The organism is Wolbachia endosymbiont of Frankliniella intonsa, assembly GCF_029856955.1.
Lineage (GTDB): Bacteria > Pseudomonadota > Alphaproteobacteria > Rickettsiales > Anaplasmataceae > Wolbachia.
This window is the reverse complement of sequence record NZ_CP097148.1, coordinates 74,235-89,918: the sequence shown is the minus strand read 5'-3', so window position 1 is coordinate 89,918 and position 15,684 is coordinate 74,235. Positions and strand designations below refer to the sequence as shown.

At 34.0% G+C, this 15,684-nt stretch carries 15 protein-coding genes and 2 pseudogenes; 11 read left to right on the top strand and 6 right to left on the bottom strand.

Annotated elements, in window-relative coordinates; all coding sequences use genetic code 11:
* The first annotated feature begins 409 nt into the window (after positions 1-409).
* The 4 genes from nuoH to M3L71_RS00550 all read left to right on the top strand — a co-directional run bounded on the left by nuoH (position 410) and on the right by M3L71_RS00550 (position 3,585).
* Positions 410-1,435 carry an NADH-quinone oxidoreductase subunit NuoH gene (gene nuoH, locus M3L71_RS00565; protein WP_280143695.1) on the top strand — a complete coding sequence of 342 codons (1,026 nt, stop codon included), beginning with the start codon at positions 410-412 and terminating at the stop codon, positions 1,433-1,435.
* Complete coding sequence (gene hemB, locus M3L71_RS00560; protein ID WP_280143694.1) at positions 1,428-2,426, top strand: porphobilinogen synthase; 999 nt, start codon at positions 1,428-1,430, stop codon at positions 2,424-2,426. The genes nuoH and hemB overlap by 8 nt, the downstream gene beginning before the upstream one ends.
* 273 nt (positions 2,427-2,699) lie before the next feature.
* Positions 2,700-3,047, top strand: a complete 348-nt coding sequence (locus tag M3L71_RS00555) for a transposase (RefSeq protein ID WP_264336399.1) — start codon at positions 2,700-2,702, stop codon at positions 3,045-3,047.
* A 10-nt stretch (positions 3,048-3,057) separates the two neighbouring features.
* Positions 3,058-3,585 (top strand): IS630 family transposase, encoded by a 528-nt coding sequence (locus M3L71_RS00550; RefSeq protein ID WP_349292715.1) that lies wholly within the window; start codon positions 3,058-3,060, stop codon positions 3,583-3,585.
* A 195-nt stretch (positions 3,586-3,780) separates the two neighbouring features.
* On the opposite strand, the gene ribD is transcribed toward M3L71_RS00550, so the two are convergent.
* Both ribD and M3L71_RS00540 read right to left on the bottom strand, forming a co-directional pair.
* Entirely contained in the window at positions 3,781-5,034 is a 1,254-nt protein-coding gene (gene ribD, locus M3L71_RS00545) for a bifunctional diaminohydroxyphosphoribosylaminopyrimidine deaminase/5-amino-6-(5-phosphoribosylamino)uracil reductase RibD (protein WP_280143693.1), read from the bottom strand.
* Positions 5,034-6,215 carry a deoxyguanosinetriphosphate triphosphohydrolase gene (locus M3L71_RS00540; protein WP_010407034.1) on the bottom strand — a complete coding sequence of 394 codons (1,182 nt, stop codon included), beginning with the start codon at positions 6,213-6,215 and terminating at the stop codon, positions 5,034-5,036. Before M3L71_RS00540 ends, ribD begins: the two co-directional genes overlap by 1 nt.
* A 47-nt stretch (positions 6,216-6,262) precedes the next feature.
* Here M3L71_RS00540 and M3L71_RS00535 point away from each other — a divergent pair, with 47 nt between their 5' ends.
* Both M3L71_RS00535 and M3L71_RS00530 read left to right on the top strand, forming a co-directional pair.
* A complete protein-coding gene (locus M3L71_RS00535) occupies positions 6,263-6,709 on the top strand; it encodes a HesB/IscA family protein (protein WP_280144072.1) in 447 nt (148 codons plus the stop codon).
* Between the two features lie 26 nt (positions 6,710-6,735).
* A complete protein-coding gene (locus M3L71_RS00530) occupies positions 6,736-7,410 on the top strand; it encodes an ABC transporter ATP-binding protein (protein WP_280143692.1) in 675 nt (224 codons plus the stop codon).
* Between the two features lie 246 nt (positions 7,411-7,656).
* Here the strand turns inward: M3L71_RS00530 and M3L71_RS00525 are convergent, their stop codons facing one another.
* Positions 7,657-8,355, bottom strand: coding sequence for an alpha/beta hydrolase (locus M3L71_RS00525; RefSeq protein ID WP_280143691.1), 699 nt, complete (start codon positions 8,353-8,355; stop codon positions 7,657-7,659).
* A gap of 134 nt (positions 8,356-8,489) precedes the next feature.
* On the opposite strand from M3L71_RS00525, the gene M3L71_RS00520 reads away from it, so the two are divergent.
* The 3 genes from M3L71_RS00520 (at position 8,490) to M3L71_RS00510 (ending at position 11,138) form a co-directional block, all read left to right on the top strand.
* Positions 8,490-9,677 carry a cysteine desulfurase family protein gene (locus M3L71_RS00520; protein ID WP_280143690.1) on the top strand — a complete coding sequence of 396 codons (1,188 nt, stop codon included), beginning with the start codon at positions 8,490-8,492 and terminating at the stop codon, positions 9,675-9,677.
* 201 nt (positions 9,678-9,878) lie between these two features.
* Positions 9,879-10,601: a Bax inhibitor-1/YccA family protein gene (locus M3L71_RS00515; RefSeq protein WP_280144071.1), complete on the top strand. Its 723-nt coding sequence runs from the start codon at positions 9,879-9,881 to the stop codon at positions 10,599-10,601.
* Positions 10,602-11,138 (top strand): cytochrome c oxidase assembly protein, encoded by a 537-nt coding sequence (locus M3L71_RS00510; RefSeq protein ID WP_280143689.1) that lies wholly within the window; start codon positions 10,602-10,604, stop codon positions 11,136-11,138.
* Positions 11,139-11,253: 115 nt separating this feature from the next.
* On the opposite strand, the gene M3L71_RS00505 is transcribed toward M3L71_RS00510, so the two are convergent.
* Complete coding sequence (locus M3L71_RS00505; protein WP_280143688.1) at positions 11,254-11,481, bottom strand: hypothetical protein; 228 nt, start codon at positions 11,479-11,481, stop codon at positions 11,254-11,256.
* A 142-nt stretch (positions 11,482-11,623) separates the two neighbouring features.
* On the opposite strand from M3L71_RS00505, the pseudogene M3L71_RS00500 reads away from it, so the two are divergent.
* Positions 11,624-12,625 (top strand): annotated as a pseudogene (locus tag M3L71_RS00500) (IS630 family transposase).
* A 12-nt stretch (positions 12,626-12,637) separates the two neighbouring features.
* Here the strand turns inward: M3L71_RS00500 and M3L71_RS00495 are convergent.
* Both M3L71_RS00495 and M3L71_RS00490 read right to left on the bottom strand, forming a co-directional pair.
* Positions 12,638-12,943, bottom strand: a pseudogene (locus M3L71_RS00495) (IS4 family transposase); the annotation flags it as partial.
* Positions 12,944-13,271: 328 nt separating this feature from the next.
* Complete coding sequence (locus M3L71_RS00490; protein ID WP_280143687.1) at positions 13,272-14,090, bottom strand: transporter associated domain-containing protein; 819 nt, start codon at positions 14,088-14,090, stop codon at positions 13,272-13,274.
* Positions 14,091-14,569: 479 nt separating this feature from the next.
* On the opposite strand from M3L71_RS00490, the gene hemE reads away from it, so the two are divergent.
* Positions 14,570-15,511 carry a uroporphyrinogen decarboxylase gene (gene hemE / locus M3L71_RS00485; RefSeq protein ID WP_280144070.1) on the top strand — a complete coding sequence of 314 codons (942 nt, stop codon included), beginning with the start codon at positions 14,570-14,572 and terminating at the stop codon, positions 15,509-15,511.
* The last annotated feature ends 173 nt before the right edge of the window (positions 15,512-15,684 follow it).

Here is a 15,684-nt window from a genome sequence, read left to right as displayed (position 1 = left end):
TTATTCTAACACCATTATTACTAATAACTCTGGTATATTTTCAACGAAAATTAAACTCTATATTTTTGTGTAAAGAACAAAATACATTAGAAAAAAAAGTTCGTTTATAAGCTAGTTGATTTTATCAATGATATTATTGCACTATTTACGGAAGGATATGTATGGATGGCAATAACATTTATTATAGTTACCGAGGGAAGAGGGAATTATTTGCCTCTCACAATGATCTTAATTATGATGTCACTACTGTCATTCATATGCATATCATTTTACTATTCTATCAAGCTAAATGCTGTACAGAAAAGTGTTGTCCTGTTGATTTCAATAGGGACATTGTCTTGTGTGTCTAGAGCATTTGCTGTATTTTTTATTGCCACAATTATGAACTATTTTTTTGATTTAGGGTTGCATGTACTTGATATTTGATATTCTTTTTCTTCTTATTCCACTTTTGCTTTCAGTAGCATATTTAGTGTACTTTGAGCGTAAAGTTATTGGTGCAATTCAACTAAGGCATGGTCCAAGTGTAGTAGGGCCATTTGGGCTACTACAGCCATTTGCAGATGCTATAAAATTGATAATTAAAGAGCCGATAATACCATTTAGAGCAAACACCATAATGTTTATTATGGCTCCAATGCTCACCTTTATTTTAGCATTAATTTCCTGGGCAGTTATACCATTTGGAGCTGAAATAATTACAGAAAATGGACAGCAGGTAATAATCCCTAAGGTAATAGCAAATATTAATGTTGGAGTGCTTTATGTGCTAGCTATATCCTCTTTGGGAATATATGGCATTATTATTGCAGGCTGGTCTAGTAATTCTAATTATGCATTTCTTGGCGCTATAAGGTCAGCTGCTCAAATGATTTCATATGAAGTTTCAATAGGTCTAATAGTTGCTACAGTTGTTATTACAACTGGCACATTAAATCTTGGAGAGATTGTGGTAGCGAAACATAATATGCCATTTTGGATTGATTTATTACTAATGCCTATAGGAATAATATTTTTTATTTCTTTGCTTGCCGAAACTAATCGTCACCCATTTGACTTACCAGAAGCTGAAGCAGAGCTCGTCTCTGGGTATAACGTCGAGTATTCATCAATGCCTTTTGCTCTCTTTTTCTTGGGAGAATATGCAAATATGATTTTAGCAAGCGCTATGATGACAATATTCTTTCTAGGAGGTTGGTATCCTCCATTAGAGCTTAGTTTGCTGTATAAAATTCCTAGTTTAATCTGGTTTGTTTTGAAGATAGTTGTACTTTTGTTTATATTTGTTTGGATTAGAGCTACAATACCTCGTTATCGTTATGATCAATTAATGCGTCTTGGTTGGAAAGTATTTTTGCCAATATCGGTACTTTGGGTAATACTCATTTCAGGAGTGTTGCTTTTTACTGGGAATTTGCCTGGATCCAATGTTTAATTTCCCAAATACAAGGTTAAGGCGTAGGCGCTCAGGCAAGTGGATTCGCAGTTTAACAAGTGAAAGCACTTTATCAGTAAATGATTTGATTTTTCCCTTATTTGTTCATGACGGAGAAGAAACAATTGAGCCAATTTCTGGCTTACCTGATATCAAATGTTATTCAATAGATGGATTAATTTCTATAATTCAGAAAGCTAAGGACTCGGGGATTAATGCTGTTGCAATTTTTCCTGTAGTTGATAGTAAACTAAAATCTGAAAACGCCGAGGAAGCTTACAATCCTGACAATTTAATCTGTAAAGCAATTTGTGCTGTAAAATCAAATGTACCGGATATTGGCATTATTGCAGACATTGCACTAGACCCATACACTACTCACGGTCATGATGGCATTTTAAAAAGCAGTAGGATAGATGTAGAAAATGACGAGACTGTGTCAGCATTATGTAAGCAAGCACTTGTTTTAGCAAAAGCAGGATGCGATATAGTTGCTCCTTCTGATATGATGGATGGCAGGATAGGAAAAATAAGAAAAACATTGGATGATAATAACTTTCAGAATGTGTCGATATTGTCCTATGCAGTAAAGTACTGTTCTAGCTTCTATGCGCCGTTCAGGCAAGTTGTCGCTTCGTGCGCATCATCAAATTTCATCGACAAAAGTGGTTATCAAATGGATTATAGAAATGCACGTGAAGCAATCTGCGAAATCGAAATGGATATAGATGAAGGTGCAGATTTTATTATGATAAAGCCGGGTATGCCATACTTAGATGTAATAAAAACAGCAAGTGAAAAGTTTAATTTTCCGATTTTTGCTTACCAAGTAAGCGGTGAATACGCAATGATAAAAGCTGCAGCAAATAATGGCTGGCTGGATTATAACAGAGTGATTTATGAGTCCTTAATTGGTTTTAAACGTGCAGGTGCAAGTGCAATATTTACCTATGCTGCACTTGATGTTGCAAAAAATTTGGTATCTACTTAGCGGTGTGGAACATCTAAGTAGGTAGCTGGCCGAAGTGACTTGACAAACCTTCCCACTTTCCTTATCATATCAATAAGAGTATTTATCCTTGTTTTTAATCTCTGCAGATTTAACAACAAAAATTCAGTAAAAAACTCAGGTATATATTGGCAGATTACATAAAATTATAGCGGCTGCATGTCTTTTTTATTTTTTCTACGTTCAGCCAAATTGCGCTTGTTATAGTATTTCCCAAAGCAAATGATAAAGGTATAACAAAGTATTTGAGTTATAATGGCATATAGTGTGGATTTAAGGGAAAAGGCAGTATTGATGATAGAAAAAGGGAAGACAAAGGTTGAGATAGCAGAGCTCATGGAGATAGGAATAGCAACTCTGTACCGCTGGTTAAAAAAGAAAGCTGCTGGTGAAAGCTTAAAGCCATCTAAAAACGGTAGCTTTATTCGAAAAATAGACCCAAAAATACTCGAAGAATATGTTACAAAGAATCCAGATCATACTCTGGCAGAGATGAAACAAAATCTTGGATTTGGAATAAATTCAATTTGGTATAGACTAAAACAGCTAAAAATTACTTTAAAAAAAAGTCACACTATATCAAGAGCGCAATCAAGAAGATAGGCAGCAATTTATTGATAAAATCTCAAAAATAGAACATTCCAGCATCTTATATATAGATGAAGCAGGAGTTGATAATAAGTTATACCGAGAATATGGACGTGCTCCAAGAGGAAAGAAAATTTATGCAGATATTCCAGGGAGAACTCGAGAGAGAATCAGTATAGTAGCCGGGTGGATTGGAATGAGATTTATTGCACCAATGACTTTCAAAGGTGGGTGTGAAAAAGAGGTATTCAATATATTGTTGGAGAAGATGTTATTACCTAAATTGCCACTTGGCACAACCATAGTTATGGATAATGCTACATTTCATAAGACCACTAAAACAAAATCATTAATAGAGTCTTTTGGCTTTCATGTGCTGTATCTTCCAACATATTCACCAGATTTGAATCCCATAGAACACTGTTGGCATACCATCAAAAGCCGCCTCAGACCTCTAATGTATAAATGTACAGACTTACAACTTTTGGTTGGTAATACCATAATGGAAATTTATCCATTCATTTTAGAAAATACTATACCAGAAAAGAGCTAGAAAACATGTGTTTTAAATTCAAGATATCTTTTCAGTATCATTGTATTAGTACATTCTTTGCAAAATAACCTGCAATTATTACTTTTTTAAATAACTTGCACTTTTCAGACTCCCTTTTCTTAAAAATTCACCCTAGTATTTACCATAATTATCAATCACTTCAAATTTTTTGTCCAATCTTAACTTCTCTTTCCCTTAACTTAATGGCAGTGACGGTAATCTATCCCACACCTCAACCACATCCTCACTGAACTCTATTATCTCTACTTTTTTGAATTTATGGCAGTTATTGATGGATTCAATCTCTAAATTCCCTACAAAAGGAGTGGCATCATTACCTAAAATTTTACCACTGCGGCAGATTATCAGCCTATCGATTAAATCGTGCTTCAATAACTCTGTAATTAACACTCCTCCACCTTCAACTAATAACCTTGTTATACCAATTTCTGAAACAAGTTTTGATGCCATGTCTTTTAGGCAGACTTTTCGATCTGATGTCATTCCAGTGCTTGACACTGGAATCCAGTTTTCACTACGCAATTGCTTGAAGTTTTCTGGATCCCAGTGTCTGGGCACTGGGATGAAAGGAGAAGGAATTGGAATGACAGGAGAGTGTGTTGGGATAACATCTGGAATAACAGGAGGTTTGTGATTTGAATTGACTATCAAATAATTAATGTTTTTTATTTTTTTCTCTATTTCTCTGTTTGTAATCACCCAAGTTGTTATTTTGTCTGCAGTCTTTGCAATATTATGCTCTTCCTGCAATTTTGCTTGGCTATCGATAATTAGCCTTATTGGCGACCTTTCTTCGAGTCCTGGTAATCTGCAAGTTAAGAGTGGATCGTCATTGATAAGGGTACTACTGCCAATCATAATTGCATCATATTTTGCTCTGAGCTCATGTACCCAATTTCTCGTATCTTCGCTTGTTATCCATTTGCTATCACCTGTAAACGTTGCGATTTTTCCATCGAGAGTTGTTGCGATTTTGCAAGCTATAAATGGTCTATGGAGTTTCTTAGTGGTAAAAAAGCCAACATTTAGTTTCTCTGCTTCTTTCTGCATAATCCCTTGTTTTACTTCAATTCCTGCATCTGCTAAAGCTTTTATCCCTCTACCTGAAACCCTACTATCTGGATCAATTGTTGCAATCACCACCATTTTTATTCCAGATCTTATGATTTCTGCAGTGCAAGGTTCTGTAACTCCAAAGTGGCAGCATGGTTCAAGAGTGACGTACATAGTTGCACCATGAGTTAAATCTTTAGCATTTTGTAGAGCAATTACTTCTGCATGTGGACGTCCACCGATTCCTGTGTAGCCTTCACCAATTATCATACCATCTTTTACAATGATACATCCAACAGAGGGATTTGGTGCAACACTTCCAAGACTTTTTTCTGCAAGTTTTAATGCGATCGACATGAAATAATCATCGGTCATTAGAAAGAAGTCATTTCGTATGAGGTATCAAAAATTCTTCTGTGCTCGTGTATGGCAAATCTATCTGTCATACCTGAGATATAATCACATATTATTACTGAACGCTGAGATTCACAAGCAAGCTTGTTCCACTCTGTGGGTAATAACCTTGGGTTTTCATAAAAACATTGAAAAAGCTCCTGTACTATACGTTTTGCTTTGTTCATTGTTCTGGTCAGTTTATAACTTCTGTATATTTTTTCCATGTTAAATTTTTTCATCTCTTTTGTGGCATTTGCAATTTCTGGTGAAAATGTGACTAGCATTGTATTTAGACCTCTTACATCTTCTACGCTTTTTATTTTGTAGTCTTTAATATTTCTTTCAGTCTGAAAAACGACATCATTTATCATAATTCCTATAGTTCTACTCAGTGATTCATGTATGAGTTTGCTTTGAGCCAATTCTGAATATTCGCTTTTTACTTCTTTGAACATTTTGCCAATTAAAGGAACATCGAGCAAATCTTCGGTTATTACTAAATTTGCCCTGAGTGCATCATCAAGATCATGAACACTATAAGCAATGTCATCAGCAATCGAAGCAACTTGTGCTTCAAGACTTGAAAATTCTTCAAGCTTTAGATCATATTTTTCATTGTATTCTAATAGTAGCTGATTATTTGTGTGGGATACCGTATTTTGACCGAGTAAAGGACCGTTATGCTTTGCAACGCCTTCAATCACCTCCCAACTTAGATTCATACCATTAAAGTCAGCATGTTTTTGTTCAAGATAAGTTAAAATCCTTATAGCTTGAACGTTATGATCAAACTTATACTTCTCGTTATCAATTTGAACTAGAGCATTCTCACCTGTGTGACCAAATGGAGGATGACCAAGGTCATGTGCAAGCGCTATGCATTCAGTGATGTCCTCATCTAATCTGAGCCTGCGTGCGATGGATCTTGCAATTTGTGCAACTTCAAGGCTATGAGTTAGCCGAGTACGATAGTAATCATGCTCATAATTGATAAAAACTTGTGTTTTGTACCCCAATTTCCTAAACGCATTAGAGTGAATAATGCGGTCCCTATCACGCTGAAAGCAGCTGCGATTTTCATCTTCTGGCTCTTTAAAATTTCTTCCTTTTGTTTTATTTGGAAAGCACGCGTAACTTAATAGAAAATTATTGTTTGACATGTAAAATTTCTACTATAATAGGTTATCAATAATGAACGGTGGTTGTTATGTCAACAGATTACAATATTAGCTTAACTGACAATGCATTAAGGAAAATCCACTCCCTTGTAGAACAGGAAGGAGATGAGAGTTCTATTTTGCGGGTTGCAGTTTCAGGTGGTGGATGCTCTGGCTTCAAGTATAATTTTCTTATCGATCAAATAAATAAGAAGATGTCTTTGGATGACGATTTTGACGATGATGAAGACGACGATTTTGACGATGACGAAGATAGCGAGGATTATAGAAGCCACTCCAGTTTTAGTGAAAAAGGTAAAGATATAGTAATTAATGATGAGAATGGAAACCCTGTATTAATGGTTGATAATTGTTCAGCGAAATTTTTAAATAACTCAACTATAGATTATACTGAAGATCTAAGTGGTTCTGGTTTTCAAATCAAGAATGCTCTCGCTAAGTCTCGATGTGGTTGTGGTAACAGTTTCTCGGTCTAATTCTCCCTCCTGGATCTTTTTATAATATGGGTGGTGGTCTAACACTAGAGCTAGCTTCTGTAAGTAAGAGCTTCAAAAAAAGTCCTGCTATTGTAGAAGATATCAATCTGAGTCTTACAAGAGGGCAAGTAGTTGCATTGATCGGCAGTTCAGGATCAGGAAAAACAACTATATTGCAAATTGCAGGCCTATTGGATAAGCCAACTTTAGGTGTAGTGACAATAGATGGAGTAAATTGTACGCAAGCCAGCAATAAATATAAAACTCATGTAAGAAGAAATTTTCTTAGCTTTGTTTATCAATTTCACTATTTATTACAAGAGTTATCAGTGTTGGAAAACGTTATGCTTCCTCAGCTTATTGCAAGAAGAAGCAAAGCTGAAGCAAAAAAAAAATCGCAAGCAATATTAGAAAAATTTGGTCTGGAAAATAAAGCAAGTAGTATGGTATCTGAAATTTCTGGTGGAGAAAGGCAGAGGGTTGCAATTGCAAGAAGCATTGTAAACTCTCCAAAGCTTTTACTTGCAGATGAGCCAACGGGAAATTTAGACCCAACAAATTCTTTGAATGTATTTTTGCTGTTACATTCATATGTAAAGGAAAATAACAGCTCTATGCTTATAGTAACACACAACTATATCCTTGCAGAAAAAGCAGATCACATTTTTCAGTTAAAAAACCGATCATTAGTAAAGCTGTAAATGGAAGAAACAGTACAATACAAAGCTACCTATAACTTGTACTTATTTAACCAATGGTCATTAACAGAGTGTAATTCGCATGAAATGCTTTCATTATTTTTTATACACGGACTCTTTAACTTACGCTGTTTACTTAGAAAGCATCCTGACAGCATAAACATTGCCAAAACGAGAAATAATAATTGCCTAAACATAACAAGACTTTTTTTATTTATATTAATACGTTCATTTCTCTCATTTGTAAAGTTAGGCATATTCTTTTACCCTTATCTCTTTTTTAACTTTTTTGGAGGAAGTGACTGCACTGTTTAAGCGTAGTTTTATATAATTATCTATAATTTGAGCTACTTCCTCTTCTTTATCCCTTAAAAAGTGGTTAGTATCGTCTACTATATGGTATTCCATATGGTTATTTTTTACCGAATTTATTAACCTTTGTGCTAATTCTGTTACATCGCTTTCTTCTGAAATTGTATCATTATTACTTTGTATTATAAGTCCAGGAACTGGGCAAGGAGAGAGAAAAGAGAAATCGTACTTAGTTGCTGGAAGAGAAAGGGCAACAAAACTTACTATCTCTGGACGGCGCATTGTCAACTGCATAGCTACCCATGCTCCAAAAGAAAAACCGACTATCCAAATTGGAACGTTGTTAGAGTTATGCTCCTGAAGCCAATCAATAGCTACTGCAGCATCAGTTAATTCTCCTATACCCTTATCAAAAGTTCCGGTAGATTTTCCGACGCCACGAAAATTAATTGTCAATGCAGAAAAGTTATTATCGATAAAAGATTCATATATACTATGTATAATCTTACTATCCATACTACCACCATATTGGGGATGGTGATGTAAAATTAGCACAACCGGTGCATTGGCATCTTTGCTTTGATGGTATCTACCTTCTATCTTTTTTGTTGAATTATTTAAAAAGACTTCTACCATGATGAATCCTAATAAAAACCTGTTTTAACAGGGATTGATAATGTAAATTGTTTATTAATTATGTATTAATTTCGCTGTTTTTGCAATAAATTTTTATCGTGTTAAAGTTAACATACATAATCGGTTGATGGTAAGTGAAAAATAAGCCTGTGAGTTTATTCTCTCTGGAAGATAGTAGTTGTGTGTATGCCGATTATAATGCAACTGCTCCAGTGAGTAAAAATGTAAAAAAAAGTATACTTGAGATTTTGTCAAAACAAACACTAAATCCATCATCTCTGCATAAAAGAGGACAAGAAGCGAGGAAGATTCTTAAAGAGGTAAGAGATAACGTACGTGATGCTCTTAGCATTCCAGATGATAAAGAAATAGTTTTTACGTCTGGTGCAACTGAAGCAAACAACCTCGTCATGAGAGGAATGAAAGGCTATCTGCATGTAATTTCAGCTACAGAGCATCCTTCAATTCTTAATTCTGCATGTAATCCACATATAATACCCGTTAATCAAGAGGGTATTGTTGACTTTTTAGAGCTAGAGAAAATTCTAAGCGAACTTGAAGGGAATAAAGTAATAATTTCAGTGATGATGGCTAATAACGAAACTGGAGTTATCCAGCCTGTTAAGGAAATAGCTAAAATGGCACATAAATTCGGGGCAATCTGTCACACTGACGCTGCTCAAAGTGTTGGGAAAATCAAAGTAAATATGGAAGATTTAGGAGTGGATTTACTTACTTTATCTGCTCACAAATTTGGTGGTATAGCAGGTAGTGGAGTTTTAATATTTGACAAAAAGCTTGTAATAGAACCTACTATAATAGGTGGTGGGCAAGAAAAAGGATTGCGTGGTGGTACAGAAAACATTATTGCAATAGTAGGTCTTTCTGCTGCATTGCAAAACATTCCAGATCTTCTATCAAAGATGGATGAAGTAGAGAAGCTACGTGATCAATTGGAGTATGGGTTATTAAGTCTTGTCAGTGATATCAAGATCTTTGGCAGAAATTCTAAAAGATTGCCAAATACAAGTTTCATTTATATGCCGAGAGTGAAGAATGATCTGCAGCTCATGTGCTTTGACTTAAATAATATTGCAGTCAGCAATGGTTCTGCATGTTCTTCTGGAAAAGTTGGGCCTTCTCATGTTTTGCTTGCAATGGGAGCAACAAAAGAGCAAGCAGAATGTTCAATTAGAATCAGTATAGGTCCGGAGGTTAAACCGCGAGACATAGAAAAAATAGTGGATTGTTGGTATAGTATCTATAAGAAGAATGCTTTAGTAAATGCAAAAACTACTTTCACCATTCCCCTTAAATCATGATAGAGGGAATGGTGAAAGTAATTTCTATTGCCAGAGGTTGTTATAATAGTTAAATGCTGCTGAAAACCGATTTGCTTATAATTATGGAAGAAATTCTCTAATTGCATACCACACCATTCAATTGTAGTATGTCATTTTATACTTGATAAAAACGCTGTATTGTATTATAATATATCATCAAGAGATAATAAGGAGTTACATATGTCTTATATGAAAAACGAACAGGATATTCGCTCTCAGGGCGTTTATTATAGTGCTGGACTCAGGAGTTACCTAACTAAAGTATACAATTATATGGCTTTAGCTTTAGGTGTTACAGGGCTTGTTGCGTTTTTAACAGTGTTTTCTGGTCTTTTCCAGGTGATTTATTCCAATCCTGTTCTATCGCTTGTGGTAATGCTATCTCCAGTTGCATTGGTGTTTTATATGTCTTTTAGGCTTCAACACCTAAGTGCTCAGTCAACACTTACTGTATTTTTTCTATTCTCAGTTTTAATGGGAATTTCTTTATCTCATATTTTTATAATTTATACTGCAGAAAATATAGCGAGAGCATTTTTCATTACATCGATCATGTTTGGTTCTATGGCTTTATATGGTAATACTACAAAAAAAGATCTTACCAGCATGGGTTCTTTTTTGATTATGGGAATCTGGGGGTTAATCATTGCATCTATAGTTAATCTGTTTCTTGGAAGCAGTCCTCTCTATTTTGCAATATCGTTTGTATCAGTGATAGTGTTTACTTTAATGACCGCATACGATGCTCAGAGAATCAAAGATGTTTATTATAGATATAATGATGGCTCAGAAGTTGCAACTACTAAGCTGGCAATACTTGCTGCAACTAATCTTTACTTTGACTTCATCAATATATTCCTCAATTTACTCAGGTTACTTAACTTGTTCAACAATAAGGATTAGATGTTTTCCTTTTTAAGGGGAAACAATAAAAGTTCTATAGTTTTCCTCCTAATATCTTTAGTGGTATTGATGCTGTGTCTTGCATATGCTTCAGTACCGTTGTATAGCATCTTTTGTAAAGCTACTGGATATGGTGGTACAACGAGAAAAGTAACTAATGCAACAATAAATGCAACTGACCAAAAAATCAGGATTTACTTAAATGCTGATGTAATGTCCGGTCTGCCTTGGGAATTTAAATCAGAAACTAACTACATAGATACAAATATAGGGCAACAAAGTTTAGTATTTTATTATGCAAAAAATTTATCTGATCAGCCTTCTTTTGGAATGGCAGTGTATAATGTCACACCTTTTAAAGCAGGTAAATATTTCAATAAAGTTGCATGCTTTTGTTTTGAAGAGCAAATTCTGCTACCAAAACAAAAAGCGGCTATGCCCGTATCCTTTTACGTAGACCCTGAAATAATGCGTGACAATAGTACAAAAGATTTAAGTGAAATAACACTATCATATACGTTTTTTAAGCTTAAATAACAAACCTTTTCCTATTGTAATCCGAACAAGGTTGTACGATACATCTATTGAATTGAGCAGGAGCTCTTATTTGCTTTTTGCACACTGACTACTTGTGTTTCAGTGTTCGTTGTTGCTAATTCCCATCCTTCATTATTTGCTTCACAAGCATTCCAACATTGAGCCAACTCCTTTTATTTTTTACAGAATATGGTATTTCTATGTTGGGATTTTTTTCTAATGTATGCTTAATTAGAATCTCACAGCAATTTTTGCGTTCAATTGACTTATCCTTACAATATAATTCAGCAACACACTCTAAAGCAGTGTTTCCATTGTAGTTTTCATCTGGGCTATCATTCACTCCCGCTTTTATGAGAGCCTTTAATATGTCCGGAGAATGGGTCAAAACACAGGTATGTAATACCAATTCCCGCTATAGAAAGAACAGATAGAGAATAATGGGGAAAAAGTCATACTAGAGTAAGTGAAATAGCGAGGTATAAATGGCATTAAGGTCAAAACTATTAGACGAAAGAGTTGTAAATTTAGCGAAAGAAATGTTAAAAAAGGTAAGAAATAACGCATATGTTTCAAAAAAGTTACAAGCGGTGATAGCAGGAAAAGAAAGTAGTATAAGCGCTGTGGCAAGAATATGTAAAATTTCAAGGACTGCTTTGACTGAATGGATAAAGCATCTAAAATTTGGTAGAGTAGAAAAATTATTTGCCCCGTTTCAGCGGAGAAGAAAAAGCAAATTAAACAAAAATCAACGTGAGCAAATTGAAATATGGGTAGAAAGAAATCCAAATATTACTATTAAGGAAGTACAAATAAAAATCTCAGAGGAATTTGCCCTAAACATCAGCAAATCAACAGTGCACCGTGAGATACAAAGGATGAAATTTTCTTACATAACACCGAGGCCAATGGACCATAAACAAGATAAAAACAAGCAAGAAGAGTTTAAAAGATACTTCAATAAAATAGTCAATTTCCACCCTAAAAGGGAGGTGTTTTTGATGAATCACGATTTGGGACTCATTCAAAAATCGGACACGGATGGTTTAAAAGGGGTCAGAACGCAGGTTAAAATGAAAATTGGTAGACAAAATTTCTATATCTAAAGTGCGGTAAATCCAAGAAGTGGTAAGAAAATTAGCCTACTTGCTCCATATGTAAACACTGATTGTATGAATATATTTCTGGAGCAGATGTCGAAAGATTTAGGCACGAAAGAAGCCTTTCTTGTAATGGATTGTGCAAGTTGGCATAGATCAAAAAGTTTGAAAATTCAGGAAAACATTACCATCATATACTTGCCTCCTTATTCACCGGAACTGAATCCTGTTGAAAGGTTGTGGCAATATATCAAATACAATACTTTACGCAATAGTATCTACGATACCATAGGTTTACTTGAAGATGTTTTGTGTAATTTTATTGTCAATATTTCCAGTACTACTATTAAACGAGTTTGTAATGTTTCTTATTTGTTCCGTCAGTAATGGATTTTGGTATAAGGTATTTTTAAGTAACGTTAAAGATTCATTATACATTCTTTTCATAAATTCCACTGCTTCCTTGGTAAATCTAAAGTCCAGACCTTGTTTTGTTATATTTATCGAGTCTTCATTCAATAATTGACACACTGTCTCTATACTACAATTATCAACCCCTATATTACCCAAAACGATGGCTTTTATGAACTACGAGCCTTTTAGCTTCCTCTTTCTTTTTATGAACCCTGTTGTAGCTGAGATTTTATCTGCCTTTTCATTAAAAAATTCTTTGAGCTTTTTTGAGATGCAAACTATTCTTTTCATTGTATAAGTTCTCCGTTTTCTTTGTTAGATTTAAGAGAACTTATATCTTTTTTTTCTCTTCCTTACACTAAGTTTATTACCACAGTTCCTTAACTTGACGCGTATGGTTTATTTAACACTCCCTTTTTGAAAGTTACAGATCGCTAAAAATATTTAAACAACTAATTTTTATAACTTTGTACCAATAAAACTATTCCCACCTTAATTATCAAACAGTAACGTATAGAACTACAAACTTTTGTATATTAAGAAATTGTTTAAATTTTATACCTGGCTACTATGTCCCCTACTTCCAAGATAAAGTACCTTTCACTAAAAAATATTGAATTTAATTTTTGTAATCACTTAAGTCTAGTATTATTTTGTTAATGTATCGTTCATTTGCATCCTTGATGATAAATTTTATACCATTTTTATATCTTATAACTTCATCTACAGAAGGTACCTTACCAGCAATTGAAAGAACCAAACCACTAAGTGTGGCATAATGCTCTTCAGATTCACACAACTCTATTTTTAGATTTTCCTCTATATCCTTTATAAGGGCCCTTGCCGATATTTCAAACTTATTTTGAGATAATTCAGTAATGGTGTGTTCTGAATTTACCTCATTCTCGTTATCAATATTTGGTATCAATTCTTCTATAAGATCATTTATCGAAATTAAACCATCAGTTCCGCCATATTCATCCAGTACAATAGCTAAATATGACTTGGAAGATTTCATTTTAACAAAAAGATTTGTTGCTTTCATTGAGGCTGGGACAAATATTACATTTTTTATAATATTACTCAGATTAAAATCTTTATTCTTATTGAAAATGATATCTTTTACGTAAAAAAAGCCTATTATGTTGTCAAAGTTATTCATATAAGTTGGTATCTTAGCATGGTAAGTGTTTTTCACCTTCTTTATTACCTCATCCTTGCTCGATTCAATGTCTACTGCACATATCTCCTTACGTGGAGTCATTATATCCATGATACTACAATCACGGAATTTTAATAGACTATTAAGTATGTCAAGACCTGACAGATCACCCATTAATGACTCAGTAGCACATTTTTTTAACACAGAAGTTTTGTTGAAGAGAAAGAGAAAAATTCTGTATGCTATTTTTTCTACTAAAGTTCTTTTCTTATTCAATTTATTCCCTTTAATGGTGAAAATATCTTTAGATAAGGTCTATCAAGAAAACTGTTATTAAATGTTTAATAAGCATGTGAATAATGTCAAATTAATTTGTGAATTATTTTTTGACATAAAATACTAACAATTGATCAACAATTTTTTCAATGACATATACATAATTATATAACAATCCATGATAGTAAAGCTTTTTTCCATAAAAGAAAATTACTAACATTCTAGACATCTTACTTATACACATAAATCATAAAGGAAAATCAATAGTATAGAGAAGTTATTAACATATTTATCCACAAGCTAAGTAATACTAATTTTTACTGAATTTTAAGTTAATAACAATTTATTGATAGAACTACTACTACTGTTATACTTTAGTTTAAATAAAAAGTAGATAAAGTAGATTGAAAAGAAGTAAAGCAAAAATAGCAAGAATCATCAGCCAGAACGAGTCAGATGAAAAAGTTCCTATTTGGTTAATGCGTCAGGCTGGTAGGTCTCTTCCTGAGTATCGGAAGGCAGTGGAAAACATGAATAATTTCATGGAGATATGTTATAGAACAGATTTGGTAACAGAGTTAACGTTACAACCAATAAGAAGGTTCAATATGGATGCAGCGATAATTTTTTCTGATATTTTGATAATAGCTGACATTTTAGGCTGTAATGTAAATTTTATTCGAGGTGTGGGTCCAATAATAAGACCTATAGAAAGTGCTAAAGACTTGAAGAGTCTAGAAGGAATTGAATCTAACACATTACCAATCCTAAATGCTATAAAAGAAGTAAGAAGCCAGTTGCCAGAAGAAAAATCGCTTATAGGCTTTGCTGGAGGGCCGTGGACGGTAGGTTCATACATCATAGAGGGCGGTGGTAGTAAAACTTTTTCCAAGGTGCTAAATTTCTGTCCATTGGCACTAGAGGAAATAATAAACAAAATAACGAAAGCGACAATTATTTATCTGATCAAACAGATAGAGTTTGGAGCAGATGTTATTCAGTTATTTGACAGCAATGCTGGTGTATTGAAGGAAAAACTTTTTGAAAGATACATCATCAAGCCAACAAAGGAAATTGTTTCGGCAATAAAGAGTAGATTTCCCAATTTTCCAATAATAGGTTTCCCCCGCTCTGCTGAAAATCTTTATACAGATTACTGCGAACAAACAGGCGTATCTGCAGTAAGTATAGATTATAATGTTCCAATAGAATGGGCGAAAGAAAATCTAAAAATTCCTCTGCAAGGGAACCTTAATCCTAGTCTTTTGGCCTACAATAAGTCAGAAGCAATTGAAGAAGCAAAGCGTATAATAGATTGTTTTAGAGGGTTACCTTTTATATTTAATCTTGGACATGGAGTGCTTCCTGATACTCCGGTTGAAAATATTGCTGCATTAGTGGACCTAGTAAGAAACTACTAAAACTCTTGTATGAAAAGCCTTTATGAGGGTGGTCAGCCAAATCGCTCTTACTTTAAGCGTTAGCACATTATTACAGTGCCAATTTACATTATTAAAACTCGCTATACAGGGATTTATTTGCCTTTTTCAATTTATTAAGCTTTTTAATATCTATATTTAAGAATACAAAAATA